Origin of the sequence: Streptomyces zinciresistens K42 (assembly GCF_000225525.1) — a bacterium.
GTDB lineage: Bacteria > Actinomycetota > Actinomycetes > Streptomycetales > Streptomycetaceae > Streptomyces > Streptomyces zinciresistens.
This window is the reverse complement of the sequence record NZ_AGBF01000062.1, coordinates 1-18,918: the sequence shown is the minus strand read 5'-3', so window position 1 is coordinate 18,918 and position 18,918 is coordinate 1. Positions and strand designations below refer to the sequence as shown.

Sequence of the window (18,918 nt, the reverse complement as noted above, 5' to 3'; positions counted from 1 at the left end):
CGACCGGCCGGTGAGGGCTCCGTGGGGACGGGCGCCCTCGCCGGCCGGTCCGCGTGCGGCTTCCCCCGAAAGGGGCTCGCGTGCCCCGTACGCGCACCGCTAGCGTGCCCGCATGACGACCGACAGCACGGCATCCGGAGCCCACCCCCGGTTCGCCGAGGCCCTCGAAGAACTCGGACTCGGCGAACTGCACACGCGGATCCGCCGCTTCCCGGACGCCGCCCGCACCGCCGCCGAGGCGGCGGCCGCGCTCGGCTGCGAACTCAGCGAGATCTGCAAGTCGCTGATCTTCGCCGCCGACGGCGTGCCGGTGCTCGTGCTCATGGACGGCGCCTCCCGCGTCGACCTGGAGCGGGTGCGCGGGGAACTCGGCGCGGACCGGGTCACCCGCGCCAGGGCCGACATCGTCCGGGAGACGACCGGGTACGCCATCGGCGGCGTCCCGCCCTTCGGGCACCGCACCCGCACCCGGGTGCTCGCCGACCGCTCGCTGCTGGAGCACGACGTCGTGTGGGCGGCCGCCGGCACCCCGCACACCGTCTTCCCCATGGAACCCAAGACCCTCGTCGCCCACGCCGGCGCGACCCTCGTGGACGTGCGCGAGCAGTCCTCGTGACCCTGCCGGTGACGGCCGCGGTCCTGCTGGCGGCCGTCACCCACGCGTCCTGGAACGCCATCGCCCGCCGGATCACCGACAAGCTCGTCGGGTTCCGCTGATCGCGGGCGGCGGGGTGCTGATCGGGCTGGCCCTGATGCCGTTCGCGGCCGTCCCGGCGGCCCGCGCCTGGCCCTACCTGCTGGCGTCGGCGCTGGTCCACACCGTCTACTTCGCGCTGCTGATGACGTCCTTCCGGCTGGGCGACTTCGGGCAGGTCTACCCCATCGCGCGGGGCACCGCGCCGCTCGTCGTGGCCGTGCTCGCCGCCGTGCCCGCCCAGGAGGTGCCCGACGGCACGGCGGCGGCCGGTATCGCGCTGTGCAGCGTGGGCCTGACCGGCGTCGCCCTGTGGGAGCTGCGCGGGCGCCGGCCCGACTGGGCCGCGATCGGGGCGGCGCTGGCGACCGGGCTGAGCGTCGCCGCGTACACCGTCCTCGACGGGCTGGGCGTGCGCGCCTCCGGGTCGCCCCTCGGCTGCATCGCCTGGCTGATGGCGGTCGAGGGCCTCGCCGTCCCGGCCTGCGCCGTCTGGCGATGGCGCCGCGCGACCCTCTCCGTGCTGCGGCCGCACGCGGCGCTGGGCCTGCTCGGCGCCGTGCTGTCCGTCACCGCCTACGGGCTGGTCCTGTGGGCCCAGACCAGAGCGGAACCGGCACCGGTCGCGGCCCTTCGGGAGTCGTCCATCCTGGTGGGCGCGGCGATGGGCGCCGTGTTCTCCAAGGAGCGCTTCGGCGCGCCCCGCATCGCCGCCGCGGGCCCGCTCGTCATGGGGATCGGGCTGATGCCGTACGCCTGACGGGAGCGGGGCGCCGGCCTCTCAGCGGCGGCCTGTGACGCCCGACAGGTCGTGGGGCGCCATGCTGTTGCGGTCGGTGACCGAGCGGCCCAGCGAGTGGTGCGGCCACAGGCCCGCGGCCACCCGGCGGCTGCGCTCGCTCCACTGGCGGGCGGCCGGCGCACCGGACTTGTAGTGGTTGAGGGCGTACCCGCCGGAGTGGATGCGCACCAGGGTGAACCCGCCCGGGTACTCCTTGGCGGCGGCGACCTCCTGCTGGGTGACGTGCGGGGCGCGCGCGAGCACGGTGCGCTTGTTGCGGTGGGTGTGGCCCGCGTGGTGCAGGAAGACGCCGGGCGCGGCGGTGTAGGCGTCCACGACGGCACGCGCCTGCCGGCGCTCCAGGCAGTGGCCCCGCGTGACCGGGAAGACCGAGTCCCGCACGGTCAGCGGATGGTGCCCGAACACCAGCGTCGGCTGGTCCGGCTGCTCCCTCAACCGCTCCCGGAACCAGGCCAGTTGCTCGGCCCCCAGACCGCCCGCGTCGGCGCCGTTGCCGCTCTTGACGTAGGTGTCGAGACCGATGATCCGCAGCCCGCCCAGGTCGTGGGCGAAGTGGCCGGGGCCGCCGTCGTCGAGGAACGCGGCGCGGAAGGTGTTCTGCGGGGCCGGGGAGCGGTCGTGGTTCCCGCGTACGGCGAAGTAGTCCCGGCCGTGGGTGCCGAACCCGTCGAGGATGCGCCGGGCCTCGCCGAGGTCGTGCGCGGAGCCGCCCGCCGAGAGGTCGCCGCCCGCGAGCAGTACGTCGGCGCCGCGCCGCCGGGCCTCCGCGACCAGGGCCCGGCTCATGAGCTGCGGGTACGGCTCCCGCCCCGGCTGCTGCGGCACCCCGCGCAGCAGCGGCAGCCCGCCCACCAGGCCCGCGGTGGTCTCCCCGAGGTGCAGGTCGTTGCAGAGCGCCACCGACAGCAGGTGCCGGCCGGGTGGCGGCTGCGGAGTGGTGAAGGAGTAGGGGCCGCCGCTGGAGCCGAAGCCGTACGTCGAGGTGCCGACGGCGTTGCCGCGCACCAGGTGCAGCGGGGTGGGCGCCGCCGCCCTGCCGCGGGAACGCGCCTGGTAGTAGTACGTCTGCCCCGGTTCGAGGCCGGTCAGTTCGACCTGGTGGTGGGCGGTGGCCCGCTCCTCGGAGGCGACCCGGTCGAGCCGGCTGGGATGGGTGCCGTAGACGACCTCGCCCTCGGTGACCGCGGGGAGGGGGTGCCCCAGGCCGTCGTCGGTGCCGGGGACGCCCGTGTACCAGGTGATGACGGCACTGTCCTCGGTGAGCGTGACCAGTTCGAGGTGGACGGCGGCCAGGTCGTCGGGGTGCGGGGCGCGGGCCCGCTGCACGGCGGCCGAGGCCGAGCGCAGCAGGGCGGGCGCGAGGCGCGCGCCGGAGCGCAGCACCTCGCAGGGGCCCGGCAGGGCGGACAGGGCCGCGAGCGCGGGCAGATGGGCGGAGAAGCAGCAGCGCATGACCTCGGTCCGGCCCGGGGCGGCGAACGGGGAGCGGCGTCGGCCGGGCCAGTCCGGCGCGCGACCTCTCCATGGAAGCAGCCGGACACCGGTCCGCGCGGCGAGTGTGCCGAGTCTCACTCGTCCCCGCTTGTTCTGTTCAGATCGAATGTGATGGATGTGACGGATGAGCCGGATACGGCGGATGTGGCGGCGGAGGCGTCATCCGCTGGGCGCGGACCGTCCGGGAGGAGCACCCTGGAAGCAGGTCTTCCGGAGGTGATCGTCATGATGCACACCACAGTGGGATGGCATGTCGAGCTGGAGTTCCAGGAGGACGGCCAGCACACGCGCGCGGTGGCGATGGTACGGCTCCCCGACGGCACCGAGGTACGGGCGCACGGCCACGCCACCCGGCACCACACCGACTCCCTCCAGCCGCGGGTCGGTGAGGAGATCGCCGGGGCCCGCGCCCTGAACGAGCTGGCGATGCGGATGCTCGGCAAGGCCCACGGCGAGATCGACGCTGCGTCGGGGCGGGTCTCGCACCCGATCCACGTCTGAACCGCGGTCCACCCCCGGCCCCCGGCCTACCCCCGGCCCCCGGCCTACCCCCGGCCCCCGGCCTACCCTTGGCCTACCCCCGGCCACGTCCGGCCTCCGGCCCACGTCCGGACCTGGGCCCACGTCCGGCCCCCGGCCCACGTCCGGACCCGGGCCATGTCCGGACCCCGGTGGTTCACGTCCGGCCCCCGGCCCACGTCCGGACCCCGGTCCGGGGCGCCGTCGGCCGTCAGCCGCCGATGGCCGTGCGCACCGCTCTGACCAGCGCCTGCGCCCTCGGGTCCGCCGTGACCGTCTTGCGGAAGCCGTTCGTCACATAGCCGAACGCGATCCGCGCCTCAGGGTCGGCGAACCCGAGGGAGCCGCCGCGCCCCGGGTGCCCGAAGGAGCCCGGCCCCAGCAGCGGGGACGCGGTGCCGTGCAGCATGTAGCCGAGGCCGAAGCGGGTGGAGACGACCAGGACGCGGTCCGGCCCCGCCGACTCCTCGGCGCGCGCCAGCTCCACCGTCGCCGGAGCGAGCAGCCGTACGCCGTCGACCTCGCCGATCAGCGCCGCGTAGAAGCGGGCCAGCGCGTCGGCGGTGGCGATGCCGTTGGTCGCGGGCAGGGCGGCGGCCCGGCAGGAGGGGTCGTTCTGGTCCGGGAAGGGCGTGATGGCGGCGAACGCGCGGCGCGTGAGGGAGTCCGTGTCCCGGTACGCCTCGCTGACCGAGCGCTTGGGGCGCGCGCGCAGGGCGCCCGCCGGCTCCGGTCCCTCGACCCGGCCGCTGCGCCCCACCCGGTCCGCCCGCTCGGGCGGCAGCCCGAGCCACAGGTCCAGGCCGAGCGGACCGGCGACCTCCGCCGCGAGCCACTCGCCGGTCCAGCGGCCCGTCACCCGCCGCACCAGCTCGTCCAGCAGCCAGCCGTAGGTCAGGGCGTGGTAGCCGTGGTCGGTGCCGGGCTCCCAGACGGGAGCCTGCGCGGCCACCGCGGCGGGCCCGCGGTGCGGGTCCAGTGCCTCCCGCGGCGTGAGCGGGCGGTCCAGGACGGGCACTCCGGCCCGGTGGCCCAGCACGTGCCGCACCAGCAGCCGCTCCTTGCCGTGGGCTTTGAACTCCGGCCAGTACGCCGCCACCGGCGCGTCCAGGTCCAGCCGGCCGCGCTCGTGCAGCATCAGGGCCACGGCCGCGGCGACGCCCTTGGTCGCCGAGCGCACGACCTGCGCGGTGCCCCGCTGCCAGGGGCCCGTGCCGTCGACGTCCCTCGTGCCGCCCCACAGATCGACGACCTTGCGTCCGTCGCGGTACACGGCGACGGCGGCGCCGCGCTCCCCGAGGGCGGCGAAGTTCCGGGCGAACGCCTCCCGGACCGGCTCGAAGCCCTCGGCCACTGTGCCGTTCACGTCCACGCCCGTACTCCCTCTGCGACCGACTGCCCGGCGCGCGACCCGCGCCCGCGCCCGCCAGTCCAACATGGCCGGACGGCCTTCGATTCCGCGGTGTGGCCGACCTCTCGCCGGGCCCGCGCGGGCGAGACCCGCCGCCGGGACGTCACCCGCTTTGGGCCGCCGAGCACGGGGCCGAGGCCGGCGGCACCGGACGGCCGGCGCGCGTCGCCTCGTCGCCGCCGGGGCGTTCGCCGCATGCCGCCGTCGGCGGCGGGCACGTCCTCGCCGGGGATCGGCGAACGGGCGTGCGGCTGCCCTGCCCGCCGCCCTTGCCGGGCGGCCGGTCCAGAGCGGTGACGCCCAACGGCCGCGGGATGCCGACCGGTTCACGCCCCCGCCGCAGACCCGCGACCGTGTGCCGGCCGGGCGTAGGAGCGTGGGGCCGGCGTGCGGCTACTCGGCCGCGGACGCCCGGCCGGGCGGTGCCTGGTCGGTGGACCACTTCTCCTCGATACGGCCGAAGCGCCAGACGGCCAGGGCGACGGCCCACGTCACGACGAAGAGTCCGACGACGGCGAAACCGACGTAGTTCAGGTCGAGGGAGGCCAGCAGGGCCAGGGGGCCCGAGTCGATGCCGAGCCTGTCGACGATCAGTCCGACGAGGACCAGGAGCCCGATGACCAGGGCGACCGCGACGGACAGCACGGTCACCGTCAGGTTGTAGAAGACCTTGCGGACCGGCTTGAGGAACGCCCAGGCGTAGGCGCGTGACATGAAGACGCCGTCGGCGGTGTCGAAGAGGCTCATCCCGGCGGCGAAGAGGACGGGCAGGACCAGGATGGCGTACCACGGCAGGACGTAGGCGGCCGAGCCGGCGGCGAGCACGAGCAGGGCGACCTGGCTGGCGGTGTCGAAGCCGAGGCCCATGAGCAGGCCGACCGGGTAGAGGTGCCACGCCTTGCTGACCCGCTTGGTGGCCCGCGCCAGCAGGCGGGCCAGGAAGCCGCGGTTGTCGAGGTGGCGTTCGAGTTCCTGCTCGTCGTACTCCCCGGCGCGCATGCGGCGGAAGACCTTGGCGATGCCGACCGCCGCGACGAGGTTCATCAGGCCGATCAGCATCAGGAAGGTGCCGGCGACGATGGTGCCGACCAGGCCGAGCATCTGCGCGGTCCCGGAGTCCTCGTCCTGAACGACGCCCGCCACCGAGCGGACGCCGACGGCCAGCAGCAGGCTCGCGGCGAAGACGACCGAGGAGTGGCCGAGGGAGAACCAGAAACCGGCGCTGACCGACGGCTTGCCTTCGCCGACGAGCTTGCGGGTCGTGTTGTCGATCGACGCGATGTGGTCCGCGTCGAAGGCGTGCCGCACGCCGAGCAGGTACGCCGTCAGGCCGACGTTGATTCCGTAGACGCCGGTGGTTCCGAGCTGGTAGTCGCGGGGCACCACCGCGACGACCAGCACTCCCCAGCCCACGACGTGGAGCAGGACGACGACGGCGGACATCGCGCCGATCGACCGCCACTCGCCGGGGCTGAAGGCGGAGCGGAGGCGTCCGCCACCTCGATCGGTACTGACTTCCGGTGCAACGCTGGTGACCATCGATCCTCGTCAGGGGAGTGCGAACCGTGGCCCGCGCAGGCGCGCGGGCTTATTGCAAGTTAGTCGCAATTAAGCCCAGTAGGCAATGCGGTGGGTGCGGCCGGGGAGTGCCCGGGTGGGGTCGAGCCGCCGGAGTGCCCGGTTGTGACGGGGAGTTCACGCGCTCGCCTGCCCGTTCTCGTCGTCCGCCGGGTTGGTGCACCGTCGGATGATAGGGGCTTGATGCGAACCGATCGCAAGAGCGAGTCCCTATCTGTCGCGCAGGGTTCACCTCCCGCACATGTGGGAGGAGCCCGCTCCGGTGAGCGCTTTCGGGGAGATGTGCGACATTGGAAGGGGAGCGGAGGTGCGCCCTCCGCACGGGTCACTCAGGGTGAAGGGGCCGTCCGATGTCCGTAGTCGAGCAGTACGCGCGAGCCCATATCGTCACGGACGCGGACCTCCTGCTCCAGGAGCAGGACGCGGTGCCGGTGGTCCTGCGGTACGACCCGGACTCCGACCCGCGTTCCGTACGGGTGCGCCTTCCCGGACACGAGGCGCACGAGTGGACCTTCTCGCGCTCCCTGCTGGAGCAGGGGCTGCGGGCCCCGGCCGGGACCGGGGAGATACGGGTGTGGCCGTGCGGCCGGGTCCAGGCGGTCGTGGAGTTCCATTCGGCGCAGGGCGTCTCCGTCGTGCAGTTCGAGACGAAGGCGCTGATGCGGTTCCTGCGCCGGACCTATCTGGCCGCCGAGCCCGTCACCCGCTGAGCCTGTCACCGGCCGAGCGGGTCGGCCGCCGAGCGGGTCGCTCGCCGGGGCCCGGCGAGCCGCCGCCTCCCGGTGAGCCGCCGCCCCGCCTCAGCCGGTTTGACGTCAGGCGCTCTGACCTCAGGCGGCCTGCGCTCAGCCGCCCGCCTTCAGCAGCGCCGCCACGATCGGGCCCGCCGTCGAGCCGCCGTGACCGCCCTCCTGGACCACGCCCGCCGCCGCCAGGTCGTCGCGGTAGGCGGTGAACCAGCCGTTGGGCTTCTTCTGCCCGTCGACCTCCGCCGAACCGGTCTTCGCGCCGACGTCGCCGGAGACCCCCGCCATCGCCTCGGCCGCCGTACCGGCCGCCGCGGTGTACGCCATCAGCTCCCGCAGCTGGGAGAGCGTGCCGGCCGACATGGACCGCGCGGCAGTGGCGAGCGTGCGCCCGTCGACCTCCGGTGACACCAGGTACGGCTGCTTGAACGTACCGGTCTTGATGGTCGCCGAGACCGAAGCCATGGTCAGCGGGTTCATCCGCACCCCGCCCTGCCCGATGAGCGAGGCCGCCATCTGCGCGTTCGACTGGACCGGGACGGAGCCGTCGAAGGTGGGGACGCCGACGGCCCACGTGCCCATCCGCAGCCCGAACACCTGCTCGGCCTGCTGGGTCAGGCTGTTGTCGTCCAGCTTGGGAGCCTGGCTGATGAAGGCCGTGTTGCAGGACCGGGCGAAGCTCGCCTTGAACGTGCCGCCCTTGATCTCGAACTTGTTCAGGTTCTGGAACTTCCAGCCGCCGTAGCTGAAGTACTTCGGGCAGGGATGCTGCTTGTTGATCCCGGCCAGGCCCTTCTCCAGCAGCATCGAGGCGGTGACGACCTTCATCGTGGAACCGGGCGCGAGGGAGCCCTGGAAGGCGGCGTTGAAACCGCGCGAGGAGTTCGCGAAGGCCAGGATCTCGCCCGTCGACGGACGCAGTACGACCACCGAGGCCCGCGACTTGGACGCCACCTGCTTCTCGGCGGCGGCCTGGAGCGCCGGGTTCAGCGTCGTGCGCACCTCGCCGGGCGTGCCCTCGCTCAGCGCCAGCAGCGTCTTGTCGGCCAGGTCGGCCTTCTTGGACGCCTTGCCGCGCACCACCTGGAGCTCGATGCCCGCCTTGCCGCCGGCCTTCTCGCCGTAGCGGGCGCGCAGCCCGTCCAGGACCGTGCCGAGGGACGGGTACCGCTCCGCGGTCAGCTCGCCGCCGTCCCGGTCGAGCGCCTTGACCGGCGGCGTGCCGGCCGCGCCGGTCACCAGGGTGTCGCCCTCCTTGAGAGCGGGGTGCAGCACCGCCGCGTCCCATCCCACCAGCGGCTTGCCGTCCGCCTCGCGGCGCACGACCGTCAGCGAACTGTCGTACGCGAGCGGCTTGTCGGTGCCCTTGTACGACACCGTCGCCTTCACGGAGAAGGGGACCTTGTCGCCGGCGCGGGTGCCGGCGGTGAGGGTGACGTCCTTGATGCCGGCGTCCTTGGCGTAGCCGGTGAGCAGGGGCGCGGCGGCCGCGGTGTCGTCCGTGGCCGCGGCGGCCGCGCTCACCTCGCCCCGCTGCCAGGCGCTGAGGAAGGTCTGCGCCGCGGCGGTGACCTCCTCGGCGGACAGCGGGCCGGTCTTCACCTTCTTCGCCCGCTGCTCGGAGGTGGACGTCTGCGAACGGCTGTCGGCCGACGCTCCTGTGCCGTACAGGGCCCAGACACCGAGTCCGGCGCCACCGATCACCACGGCGATCATCCCGCCGAGCACGGCCGGGTTGGTCTTCCGCCGCTCGGCGACGCTGTTTCTGTTGCTCACTGCTTTCCGTTTCCCTCGCGAATCCCAGGGGTCCCCGCCGCCCCGCTGCCCTCACCCACAACGACAGCGCCCACCCTAGAGTCCCGTCAACCCCGGGGTGACGTCAGCCCGTGGCTCGTAGCAGGGCTGCGACAATCGGGCCCGCCGCGGCCGCCGCCACGTCACCGCGGAAGCCGGTGAACCAGCCGTCCGGCGACGCCACCCGTCGACCTCGGCCGTCCCGGTCCCGGTCCCGGTCCCGGCGCCGATGCCACCGCCCGGCGCGCTCGTGACGGGGGCGGCGGTGCCCAGCGTCGCGGTCAGCCGCATCCTCCGCCGGAACCGGGCCGCGATACCCGCCCGGCCCCGGGCGATGGTGAGCCGTCGCGGTGTCCGGCCCCCTGGCCGATATCTCAGCACGCTCGCCGTTGAGAGGCGGGAACTCGCCCCTTGTTTACCCTGCCAGCTTCCTGAGGCTCAGTACCGAATAGAGTCTGCGTTCTCGCCCGCCAGTGAAGACGACTTTCTCCACCTCTACCTCTGCCTCAACTCGCTTGTTGAAATACTCGTCGAGTCGTCCCGTCAGTTCTTCATCAGTACTGGCGCGAATAATTGCGCCGTCATCAGTGCGGATTTCCACTTTCCCGCGGAATGAGCTGGCGGCGCCCAGCCAGCCGGTGACCGTTGTTGTTTCCGCTTCAGTGAATTCGCTCTCTTCGCACAGGAGGTGAACTCTCTGCAATCCGGAGGGGCTCCAGTCGCTTCGCCTGACCGTTCCTTCGCGTCCTTGCCAGGTCACGCGTACGCCCACGCCGGTTTCCGTGAGCCCTGCCGTGAGGGAGCCGATGTGCTTCATGGCTCTTTGGCCAAGTGGGGCCAGCTGCTCGGTCAGCAGGTCATTGGAGGAGCCAGTCCCCTCCGACAGGTCGACAATGTCGAGCACCTTGCTGACTGCTTCATCGAGGATCGTGTACAGATGGCCGGAAGGCTCGCTGAAAAGTTCGTACTGGCTTTCGTCCGCCGATGGTCCGTACATCGCCACGCCGAAGGAGGACGGATATGTGGCGGCAGCGCTGAGGGCCGTGGCCTCGCGGATGTCGCGTGGGATCGAAGCGGAACGAGTGGGGCGCCCGCATACGGCTTGGGCCACAGCGGAAACAGACTCCTGCAGGTTCGTGAGAAATGCTCCAAGCGTGGACACAGGCACTGTGTGGTGCACGGTTGGAGCCCCGGTCAGTGCCACGTCGAGCCGACGCCGTTCGATCTCTCGCAGCGGGACTCCCGCTGACCGCAGAAGTCGCTTGCGCTGGACCGCGGAGAACTCTTCCGGCGTAGTCGGCGCTTCGTGCCGGCCGTGAACGCGACTGTTCCGGATCTGCCTCATCCAACGACGGACGGCATCCTTGTCCGATGGGTCGGGCATGGGTGCGCGCGGTGTCATAGAAGCACCTCGACGTAGCCTCGACGCAGATCACTCGGAACTGAGTGGACCGACTGGGGCTTGATGGCTTGGCACACTTCATCGTAGAGGCCGAGATCTCGGAAGGACTCGCTCGTTTTCTCGTCCAACAGGCTCGGTGCCAGCTGGGAGACGGACAGTCTCTGAGGAAGGCGCAGGAGCAGGGCGTCCACGCGCATGCCCTGCTCGACGCACCAAGCGGCATCGGTGAGGTCGGCGAGATCCGTCAGCGTCTCACGATCAAGATCGTCATAGAACTGGGCTTTGACCAGGTAGGTCACGTCCATATCGCTGGGGTCGCGCTTGGTGCTCACGAAGCTCCCTCCCATCCACATGCGTGTGACCTCGCCTACCTGTGCCTCAACCAGTCTGTGGTGCGTGGTCCATTCTTCCCAGATCTCGCTGCGGACAGCAGAGTGTGTGGATGCGACGAGCGTTGTGTACAACTCATCCAGAGAAGCCGCGTAACGGCCCGGCGGCAGTAAGCCCGTAAGCGGGTTGAAAGTGGGCAAACAGGTCAAGGTGTCCGATCCCCCTCCTGCTTGATCGGCGCGGCGATCCTACCGGCGCAACCTCGTCTCGCCCGTGGTGTTTCCTCTTCCCGTACTCGGGGGCGGGCGGGTTGTGACGCGGGCTGTCCGAGGCCGCCCCGCGGCGACCGCTGGCGGCTGACGACGACCGCGATGGCTCGGAATCGTCGTGCGGGCCGCCGGAGCGCTCGCCCGCCTATACCCACGTATCCAGCCACATCCGCGACCGCCACTGGCCGATGGGGATGGACTGGCCGGTGAGCAGGGGCCAGAAGTAGATGAAGTTCCAGGCGATGAGCAGCACCAGGACGCCCGCGGCCGTCGCGCCCACGACGCGGCGGGTGTCGCCTGCGCGGGGCGGGCCGATGATCGCGCCGAGGAGCATGGCGGCGGCCAGGCACAGGAAGGGCAGGAAGACGACGGCGTAGAAGAAGAAGATCGTCCGCTCCTGGTACAGGAACCAGGGCAGGTAGCCGGCCGCGATGCCGCAGGCGATCGCCCCGGCCCGCCAGTCGCGGCGCAGCAGCCAGCGCCACAGCACGTACAGCACCGCGAACGCGGCCACCCACCACAGCACCGGCGTGCCGATGGCCAGCACCTCGCGCGCGCACTTCCCGCCCGCGTCGACGGGGCAGCCGTCCCGGCCGGGCGCGGGCGACTCGTAGAAGTACGACACCGGGCGCCCGTCGACGATCCAGCTCCACGGGTTGGACTGGTAGGTGTGCGGCGACGACAGGCCGACGTGGAACTTGTACACCTGGCTCTCGTAGTGCCACAGGCTCAGCCACCAGTCGGGGAACAGCCACGACCAGTCGCTGGTACGGCCGTTGGCGGTGGCCCAGTCGCGGTAGTAGCCGCCGCTGCCGTCGGTGGGCGAGAGGATCCAGCCGAGCCACGACACGAGGTACGTGACGATCGCGACCGGGACCGTCGCGAGGAAGGCCAGTCCCAGATCGCGCCGGACGACGGCCGCGTACGGCCGGTGGGCACCGGCGACCCGGCGCGTGCCGACGTCCCACAGGACCGTCATCAGGCCGAAGGCGGCCAGTACGTACAGCCCGTTCCACTTGGTGCCGACGGCCAGGCCCAGTGTCAGACCCGCCAGCCAGCGCCAGGGGCGCCAGCCCAGGCGCAGGGTCTCGGCGATGTGCGCGTCGGGGCGGGCGCGGCCGTCGGCGTCCACGGGCAGCGCGGCGGCCAGCCGCGCGCGGGCCCGGTCCCGGTCGACGAGCAGGCAGCCGAACGCCGCCAGGACGAAGAACATCAGGACCCCGTCGAGCAGCGCGGTGCGCGCCATCACGAACGCCAGCCCGTCCACCGCCATCAGCGCGCCCGCGAGGCAGCCGAGGAAGGTGGAGCGGAAGAGGCGGCGGCCGATGCGGCACAGCAGCAGCACCGAGAGGGTGCCGAGCAGCGCCGTCATGAACCGCCAGCCGAACGGGTTGAAGCCGAACATCAGCTCGCCCAGCCCGATGACGTACTTGCCGATGGGCGGATGTACCACGTACGCCGCGTCGGTGGGGATGGTGACCCGGTCGCCCAGGTTGAGCACCATGTCGTTGGCGTTCTTGTCCCAGCTGACCTCGAAGCCGCGGTGGACGAGGGCCCAGGCGTCCTTGGCGTAGTACGTCTCGTCGAATATCACCGCCTTCGGGCTGCCCAGGTTCCAGAACCGCAGGACCCCGGCGACCAGCGTGACCAGCAGCGGGCCGCCCCAGCCGGACAGGCGCGCGATCCGCTCCGCCAGCGGGCGCCCCACGCCGAGGAACTGCCACATCCGCGGGCCGGGCGTGACGTACGGGGGCACGAGCCGGTCGCGTACGTCGCCTGTGGGCTGCCGCGGGGAGCCGAATCGGCGCAGCCGCTGCTGCCACGACGGGCGGTGCTCGTGCGCTGCCTGGCCCTGCCGGGTGTCCGTGGAGGACGCGGTACTGGTCACCGCGCCATCGTAGGGAACACGTCTGTGACAGTCGCGCGGATGCGCCCTGCGAGGATGGAAACGTGACAGGAACCCTTGTGTTGGCAGGCACCCCCATCGGCGACGTGCGGGACGCCCCGCCGCGGCTCGCCGAGGAACTGGCCGGCGCGGACGTCGTCGCCGCCGAGGACACCCGGCGGCTCAAGCGCCTCACCCAGGCGCTGGGCGTGCAGCCGGCCGGACGCGTCGTGTCCTACTTCGAGGGCAACGAGTCGGCCCGCACACCCGAGCTGGTCGAGGCGCTGCGGGCGGGCTCGCGGGTGCTGCTGGTCACCGACGCGGGGATGCCGTCGGTCTCCGACCCCGGCTACCGGCTGGTCGCGGCGGCGGTGGAGCAGGACATCCGGGTCACCGCCGTACCGGGGCCGTCGGCCGTGCTGACCGCGCTCGCCCTGTCCGGGCTGCCCGTCGACCGGTTCTGCTTCGAGGGGTTCCCGCCGCGCAAGGCGGGGGAGCGCCTGTCGCGGCTGCGGGAGGTGGCCGCCGAACGCCGCACGCTGGTCTACTTCGAGGCCCCGCACCGGCTCGGCGACACGCTCGCCGCGATGGCCGAGGTCTTCGGCGCCGAGCGCCGGGCCGCCGTGTGCCGCGAGCTGACCAAGACGTACGAGGAGGTCAGGCGCGGCGGACTGAGCGAGCTCGCGGCCTGGGCCGCCGAGGGGGTGCGCGGGGAGATCACCGTCGTGGTCGAGGGCGCTCCCGAGAAGGGGGCCGAGGAACTGGACGCGCGGGAGCTGGTGCGCCGGGTCCGCGTCCGCGAAGAGGCGGGGGAGCGGCGCAAGGAGGCGATCGCGGCGGTGGCCGCGGCGGCCGGGCTGCCCAAGCGCGAGGTCTTCGACGCGGTGGTGGCGGCGAAGAACGCGGGGGCGTGAAATACCGGGTGAGCAGGGCGTATTTCGTATGAGCGGGCGCCCCATGCGGCGGTAAAGCGCCCCGGGGCTTTCGGCAAGGAACGCCCAAGTCGTCATCAACAGTGCACAGATCGCGTGCCTTCGCTTCCGCGGAGGAGTCCACTGAGCAGTGGGACGTGACCCGTCCCGCCAGCGGACTTCAGGAGCCGGCATGAGTGAGATCACAGGGGAGGGCGGCGCCCGCAACGGGGTGACCGCCATCGTGCACGAGTCGTACTCCTTCGCCTGCATGAGGTGCGGGCACGGCTGGGAACAGTCGTACGAGATAGAGCACCACACGGACGGCGAGGGTCGCGAGTTCGTGATGTACGTGGCCGACGGCCAGATCGTGCCGTCGCCGCTGAGCCGGCCCACGTGCGCCAACTGCGACAACCACCTCGTGCGGATCATGCGGCCGGGCCGGGTCTCCTCGGCGCGCGACGCGGCGCACCGGCAGCGCGCGGTGCCCAAGGCCGGCCCGGTGGAGGTACCGGGCGTGCCCGGCCAGAGCACGGCGGGCGGCGGGCAGCACCACTGGCACCTCTCCGATCTCCTGCACGTCTTCCAGCGCAAGGCGGGCTGAGCCGGGCGCGGGCATGCCCCTTCCGTAGGATCGGGGCATGCCTGCGAACGCCGCCGACCAGCACCCCGCGCCGCCCCCGCCGGACCCCCTGCGGGTACCGGTCGCCGACGCGCACACCCACCTCGACATGCAGTCCGGCACGGTCGAGGAGGCCCTCGCCCAGGCGGCGTCGGTGGGGGTGACCACCGTGGTGCAGGTCGGCTGCGACGTGCGCGGCTCGCGCTGGGCGGCCGAGACCGCGGCGGCCTACGACGCCGTCCACGCGACGGTGGCCCTGCACCCCAACGAGGCCCCGCGTCTCGTGCACGGCGACCCCGACGGCTGGTCGCGCCAGGGCGCCCGCGAGCCCGGTGGTGCGCGGGCGCTCGACGAGGCGCTCGCCGAGATCGACCGCCTGGCCGCGCTCCCGCAGGTCAGGGGCGTCGGCGAGACCGGCCTCGACCATTTCCGCACCGGGCCCGAGGGCAGGGAGGCGCAGGAGGCGTCCTTCCGCGCCCATGTCGAGATGGCCAAGCGGCACGGCAAGGCCCTGGTCATCCACGACCGCGACGCCCACGAGGACGTGCTGCGCGTGCTGAAGGAGGAGGGCGCGCCCGAGCGGACCGTCTTCCACTGCTACTCGGGCGACGCCGAGATGGCCCGGGTGTGCGCGCGGGCCGGCTACTTCATGTCCTTCGCCGGCAACGTCACCTTCAAGAACGCCCGGAACCTGCGGGACGCGGTCGCCGTGGCCCCCCTGGAACTGCTGCTCGTGGAGACCGACGCGCCCTTCCTCACCCCGGTGCCGTACCGCGGACGGCCCAACGCCCCGTATCTCATTCCGATCACGGTCCGGGCGATGGCCGCCGTGCGGGGGATCGACGAGGACGTGCTGGCGACGGCACTCGGGTCGAACACGGCACGCGCCTTCGGCTACTGATCGATAACCGCCCGATAACGCTCGCGGGGCCTGACCGGCCGTCACGGACACGGCGCGTAGTCGCGTCGCCTTGGCGGCCCCCCACCGCTCCGCTAGGTTCTGGGGGCCCGAAACGGACCCCGCCGCTGGAGCGTCGTCGTGAGCAACGCGCAGTTCGAGACGTATGGACCGAGCCCCGCCCAGGGGCCACCGGCCCACGGCGGCTTCGACCCGTACCGCGCGCGGACCCAGCCCTACGGAGTGCCGCGCCCCGCCGTGCCCCGTACGGACAGTGACGGTCCCGGCTGGCAGCGGCACGCCGGACACGGGAGCCGCGGCGCGGGCGCCGAGTACGCCGCACACTCCCGGTACGCCGGACACGGCCAGGACCCGGAGTACGGCGAGGGCCCCGAGGAGCCTGGGGACCCCGAGTACTCCGAGTACTCGGAGTACTCCGAGTACCCCGAGTACGCGGAGTACGAGCCCTACGAGGACACGTACCGCCCCGCGTACGAGGCGGCCGATGCGGCGTACGCGCCCGGCGCGCGCTCCACGGGCGGCAGGCGGGCCGCGCACCGGCGCCGGGGGCGGGTCGTCGAGCGGGTGGACGGGCCCATGCGGCGGCTCGTCCCGCAGGCGCTGGTCGTCGCCTTCCTCGCGGGCGGGACGAGCGCCTTCGTCGCCAAGGACAAGGCGATCGAGCTGAACGTCGACGGCAGACCGCGCAGCCTGCACACCTTCGCCGACGACGTCGGCGAACTGCTCGCCCGGGAGGGCGTGGACGTCGGGGCGCACGACCTGGTCACGCCCGGCCCCGGCAAGGCGCTGGCCAGCGGCGACGAGATCGCGGTGCGCCACGGCCGCCCGCTGCGGCTCACGCTGGACGGCCGGCGCCGCGAGGTGTGGACGACCGCGGACACGGTCGAGGCGGCGCTGCGGGAGCTGGGGGTGCGCACGGAGGGGGCGTACGTGTCGGTGCCGGGGTCCCGGCGCATCGGGCGCGGCGGGCTCGGCCTCACCGTGCGCACCGAGCGCGCGGTGACGGTGCTGGCGGACGGCCGCTCCCGCACCGTGCGCACCAACGCCGAGACCGTGGGCGAGGTGGTCGAGCAGGCCGGGATCACCCTGCGCGGGCAGGACTCCACGTCGGCGCCGACCGAGAGCTTCCCGCGCGACGGGCAGGCGGTCACCGTCCTGCGGATCACCGGCGGCAGGGAGATCCGCGACGAGACGATCCCCTTCGCCGTGCAGCGCGTGGACGATCCGACGGTGTTCCGGGGCACGGAGGTCGTCGAGCGGGCCGGCCAGCACGGCCTGCGGCGGCTCACCTACGCGCTGCGCACCGTCAACGGGGTCCGCCTCAAGCCCCGGCGGATCGGCACCGAGGTGGTGCGCGAACCGCAGACGCAGGTGGTGAAGGTGGGCACCAGGCCGCTGCCGACGTCGATGAACGGCACGGGCGAACTCGACTGGGAGGGCCTCGCCGCCTGCGAGTCCGGGGGGCGCCCGGACGCGGTGGACTCCTCGGGGACGTACGGCGGGCTGTACCAGTTCGACACCCGCACCTGGCGCGGCCTCGGCGGCCAGGGCCGGCCGCAGGACGCGCCCCCGGCCGAGCAGACGATGCGGGCGAAGAAGCTGTACGTGCGCCAGGGCGCGAGCCCCTGGCCGCACTGCGGGGGACGTCTGCACAGGTGACGGGCGGCCCCGCCCGGTGCGCGGACGATCGCGGCCTGCGGCGCCCCGTACCCTTGTCGGGTGAGCAGCCCCACCCCCGACGCCCTGCTGGGCCCCGCCGACGTCCGCGAGCTGGCGGCGGCCCTCGGCGTACGCCCCACCAAGCAGCGCGGCCAGAACTTCGTGATCGACGCCAACACGGTCCGCCGCATCGTGCGCACCGCGGAGGTCCGCCCCGACGACGTGGTCGTCGAGGTCGGCCCGGGGCTCGGCTCGCTCACCCTGGCCCTGCTGGAGGCCGCCGACCGCGTCACCGCCGTCGAGATCGACGACGTGCTGGCCGGCGCGCTGCCCGCCACGGTCCGGGCCCGCGTGCCCGAGCGCGCCGACCGGTTCGCGCTGGTGCACTCCGACGCCATGCAGGTCGCCGAGCTGCCCGGCCCGCCGCCCACCGCGCTGGTGGCGAACCTCCCGTACAACGTCGCCGTGCCGGTCCTGCTCCATATGCTCGCCACCTTCCCGAGCATCGAACGCGCCCTGGTCATGGTGCAGTCGGAGGTCGCCGACCGGCTGGCCGCGGCCCCCGGCTCCAAGGTGTACGGCGTCCCGTCGGTCAAGGCCAACTGGTACGCCGACGTCAAGCGGGCCGGCGCCATCGGGCGCACCGTCTTCTGGCCCGCGCCGAACGTCGACAGCGGCCTGGTGGCGCTGACCCGGCGCGCGGAGCCGATCCGGACCACGGCCTCCCGGCGCGAGGTGTTCGCCGTCGTCGACGCCGCGTTCGCCCAGCGCCGCAAGACCCTGCGGGCCGCGCTCGCCGGGTGGGCCGGCTCGGCCGCCGCCGCGGAGGCGGCCCTCGTCGCGGCCGGGGTCTCCCCGCAGGCGCGCGGCGAAGCCCTGACGGTCGAGGAGTTCGCGGCCGTCGCGGAGCACAAGGAAGCGGCAGCCCCACGCGAGGAGTCCGAGTAAGTGAGCACCGGCGTCACCGTCCGTGTCCCGGCCAAGGTCAACGTCCAGCTCGCGGTCGGTGCCGCCCGGCCGGACGGCTTCCACGACCTGGCCAACGTCTTCCTCGCCGTCGGCCTGTACGACGAGGTCACCGTGACGCCCTCGCCGGGCGGCCCGCGCGTCACCTGCGAGGGCCCGGACGCCGGGCAGGTCCCGCTGGACGGCACCAACCTCGCCGCGCGCGCCGCCCGTGCGCTGGCCGCGCGCCGCGGCCTCACCCCCGACGTGCACCTGCACATCGTCAAGGACATCCCCGTCGCGGGCGGCATGGCGGGCGGCAGCGCGGACGGCGCCGGGGCGCTGCTCGCCTGCGACGCGCTCTGGGGGACCGGCGCCTCGCGCGCCGAACTGCTCGACATCTGCGCCGAGTTGGGCAGCGACGTGCCGTTCGCCCTGGTCGGCGGTGCCGCGCTCGGCACCGGGCGGGGCGAGAAGCTGCGCACCCTCGACGTCGGCGGCGCCTTCCACTGGGTGTTCGCGACGGCCGCGCGCGGCCTGTCCACACCCGCCGTCTTCCGGGAGTTCGACCGGCTCACCGAGGGCACCGCCGTCCCCGAACCCGTCGCCTCCCAGCCGCTGCTGGACGCCCTCGCCAAGGGCGACCCGGACGCGCTCGCCGCCGCCGTCTCCAACGACCTCCAGCCGGCCGCCCTCTCGCTCTTCCCGGAACTCGCCGACACCCTCGCCGCGGGCCGCGCCGCGGGCGCCCTCACCGCGCTCGTCTCCGGCTCGGGCCCCACCACCGCCTTCCTCGCCCGCGACGCGGAGTCCGCGGCGCGGGTGGCGCGGGCCCTGACGGCGTCCGGCACCTGCCGCACCGCACGCGCGGCCGTGGCCCCGGCTGCCGGGGCCACGGTGGTGCGCACCACCGCGGGCTGACCCCCGCGACGCCGCGC

Annotated in this window: 16 protein-coding genes and 2 pseudogenes; 10 read left to right on the top strand and 8 right to left on the bottom strand. The window is 73.3% G+C overall.

Features of this window, described 5'->3' with window-relative positions:
• Positions 1-112: 112 nt before the first annotated feature.
• The gene (locus SZN_RS18615; RefSeq protein ID WP_007497278.1) at positions 113-616 is read left to right on the top strand and encodes a YbaK/EbsC family protein; all 504 of its coding nucleotides are present in this window, start codon (positions 113-115) and stop codon (positions 614-616) included.
• Positions 613-1,454 (top strand): annotated as a pseudogene (locus tag SZN_RS18610) (EamA family transporter). Before SZN_RS18615 ends, SZN_RS18610 begins: the two are co-directional and overlap by 4 nt.
• 21 nt (positions 1,455-1,475) lie before the next feature.
• Here the strand turns inward: SZN_RS18610 and SZN_RS18605 are convergent.
• Positions 1,476-2,948, bottom strand: coding sequence for a purple acid phosphatase family protein (locus SZN_RS18605; protein WP_007497273.1), 1,473 nt, complete (start codon positions 2,946-2,948; stop codon positions 1,476-1,478).
• 267 nt (positions 2,949-3,215) lie between these two features.
• On the opposite strand from SZN_RS18605, the gene SZN_RS18600 reads away from it, so the two are divergent.
• Positions 3,216-3,491 carry a DUF1876 domain-containing protein gene (locus SZN_RS18600; RefSeq protein WP_043731627.1) on the top strand — a complete coding sequence of 92 codons (276 nt, stop codon included), beginning with the start codon at positions 3,216-3,218 and terminating at the stop codon, positions 3,489-3,491.
• A 229-nt stretch (positions 3,492-3,720) separates the two neighbouring features.
• On the opposite strand, the gene SZN_RS18595 is transcribed toward SZN_RS18600, so the two are convergent.
• Positions 3,721-4,881, bottom strand: a complete 1,161-nt coding sequence (locus tag SZN_RS18595; protein ID WP_007497268.1) for a serine hydrolase domain-containing protein — start codon at positions 4,879-4,881, stop codon at positions 3,721-3,723.
• 432 nt (positions 4,882-5,313) lie between these two features.
• Positions 5,314-6,459, bottom strand: a complete 1,146-nt coding sequence (gene nicT, locus SZN_RS18590) for a Nickel transporter NicT (protein ID WP_050815085.1) — start codon at positions 6,457-6,459, stop codon at positions 5,314-5,316.
• A gap of 389 nt (positions 6,460-6,848) precedes the next feature.
• Here nicT and SZN_RS18585 point away from each other — a divergent pair, with 389 nt between their 5' ends.
• Complete coding sequence (locus tag SZN_RS18585; protein WP_007497263.1) at positions 6,849-7,208, top strand: SsgA family sporulation/cell division regulator; 360 nt, start codon at positions 6,849-6,851, stop codon at positions 7,206-7,208.
• A gap of 135 nt (positions 7,209-7,343) precedes the next feature.
• On the opposite strand, the gene SZN_RS18580 is transcribed toward SZN_RS18585, so the two are convergent.
• The 5 genes and pseudogenes from SZN_RS18580 to SZN_RS18565 form a co-directional block, all read right to left on the bottom strand.
• Entirely contained in the window at positions 7,344-9,020 is a 1,677-nt protein-coding gene (locus tag SZN_RS18580; RefSeq protein ID WP_007497261.1) for a penicillin-binding transpeptidase domain-containing protein, read from the bottom strand.
• A gap of 103 nt (positions 9,021-9,123) precedes the next feature.
• Positions 9,124-9,386, bottom strand: a pseudogene (locus SZN_RS43615) (penicillin-binding transpeptidase domain-containing protein); the annotation flags it as partial.
• A 67-nt stretch (positions 9,387-9,453) separates the two neighbouring features.
• On the bottom strand, positions 9,454-10,200 hold the full coding sequence (locus SZN_RS18575) for a hypothetical protein (protein ID WP_244313385.1): 747 nt from the start codon (positions 10,198-10,200) through the stop codon (positions 9,454-9,456).
• A 236-nt stretch (positions 10,201-10,436) separates the two neighbouring features.
• Complete coding sequence (locus SZN_RS43520; RefSeq protein ID WP_425274451.1) at positions 10,437-10,970, bottom strand: DUF6932 family protein; 534 nt, start codon at positions 10,968-10,970, stop codon at positions 10,437-10,439.
• A 214-nt stretch (positions 10,971-11,184) separates the two neighbouring features.
• The gene (locus SZN_RS18565; RefSeq protein ID WP_007497256.1) at positions 11,185-12,927 is read right to left on the bottom strand and encodes a dolichyl-phosphate-mannose--protein mannosyltransferase; all 1,743 of its coding nucleotides are present in this window, start codon (positions 12,925-12,927) and stop codon (positions 11,185-11,187) included.
• A 62-nt stretch (positions 12,928-12,989) separates the two neighbouring features.
• On the opposite strand from SZN_RS18565, the gene rsmI reads away from it, so the two are divergent.
• From rsmI to SZN_RS18535, 6 genes are all read left to right on the top strand, one after another.
• Positions 12,990-13,838: a 16S rRNA (cytidine(1402)-2'-O)-methyltransferase gene (gene rsmI / locus SZN_RS18560; RefSeq protein ID WP_208865820.1), complete on the top strand. Its 849-nt coding sequence runs from the start codon at positions 12,990-12,992 to the stop codon at positions 13,836-13,838.
• A gap of 190 nt (positions 13,839-14,028) precedes the next feature.
• Positions 14,029-14,439 (top strand): hypothetical protein, encoded by a 411-nt coding sequence (locus tag SZN_RS18555; RefSeq protein WP_007497252.1) that lies wholly within the window; start codon positions 14,029-14,031, stop codon positions 14,437-14,439.
• Positions 14,440-14,476: 37 nt separating this feature from the next.
• Positions 14,477-15,358 carry a TatD family hydrolase gene (locus SZN_RS18550; RefSeq protein ID WP_007497250.1) on the top strand — a complete coding sequence of 294 codons (882 nt, stop codon included), beginning with the start codon at positions 14,477-14,479 and terminating at the stop codon, positions 15,356-15,358.
• 138 nt (positions 15,359-15,496) lie between these two features.
• Complete coding sequence (locus SZN_RS18545) at positions 15,497-17,035, top strand: resuscitation-promoting factor (RefSeq protein ID WP_007497247.1); 1,539 nt, start codon at positions 15,497-15,499, stop codon at positions 17,033-17,035.
• 60 nt (positions 17,036-17,095) lie between these two features.
• Positions 17,096-17,983, top strand: coding sequence for a 16S rRNA (adenine(1518)-N(6)/adenine(1519)-N(6))-dimethyltransferase RsmA (gene rsmA / locus SZN_RS18540; protein ID WP_007497246.1), 888 nt, complete (start codon positions 17,096-17,098; stop codon positions 17,981-17,983).
• Complete coding sequence (locus tag SZN_RS18535) at positions 17,984-18,901, top strand: 4-(cytidine 5'-diphospho)-2-C-methyl-D-erythritol kinase (RefSeq protein WP_007497245.1); 918 nt, start codon at positions 17,984-17,986, stop codon at positions 18,899-18,901.
• Positions 18,902-18,918 lie beyond the last annotated feature (17 nt).

Bases quoted from the DNA above. Each gene is read 5' to 3' on its own strand.
- SZN_RS18600 (WP_043731627.1), top strand. From the start codon at position 3,216: ATGATGCACACCACAGTGGGATGGCATGTCGAGCTGGAGTTCCAGGAG.
- nicT (WP_050815085.1), bottom strand. From the start codon at position 6,459: ATGGTCACCAGCGTTGCACCGGAAGTCAGTACCGATCGAGGTGGCGGA.
- SZN_RS18550 (WP_007497250.1), top strand. From the start codon at position 14,477: ATGCCTGCGAACGCCGCCGACCAGCACCCCGCGCCGCCCCCGCCGGAC.
- SZN_RS18585 (WP_007497263.1), top strand. From the start codon at position 6,849: ATGTCCGTAGTCGAGCAGTACGCGCGAGCCCATATCGTCACGGACGCG.
- SZN_RS18555 (WP_007497252.1), top strand. From the start codon at position 14,029: ATGAGTGAGATCACAGGGGAGGGCGGCGCCCGCAACGGGGTGACCGCC.
- SZN_RS18615 (WP_007497278.1), top strand. From the start codon at position 113: ATGACGACCGACAGCACGGCATCCGGAGCCCACCCCCGGTTCGCCGAG.
- SZN_RS18605 (WP_007497273.1), bottom strand. From the start codon at position 2,948: ATGCGCTGCTGCTTCTCCGCCCATCTGCCCGCGCTCGCGGCCCTGTCC.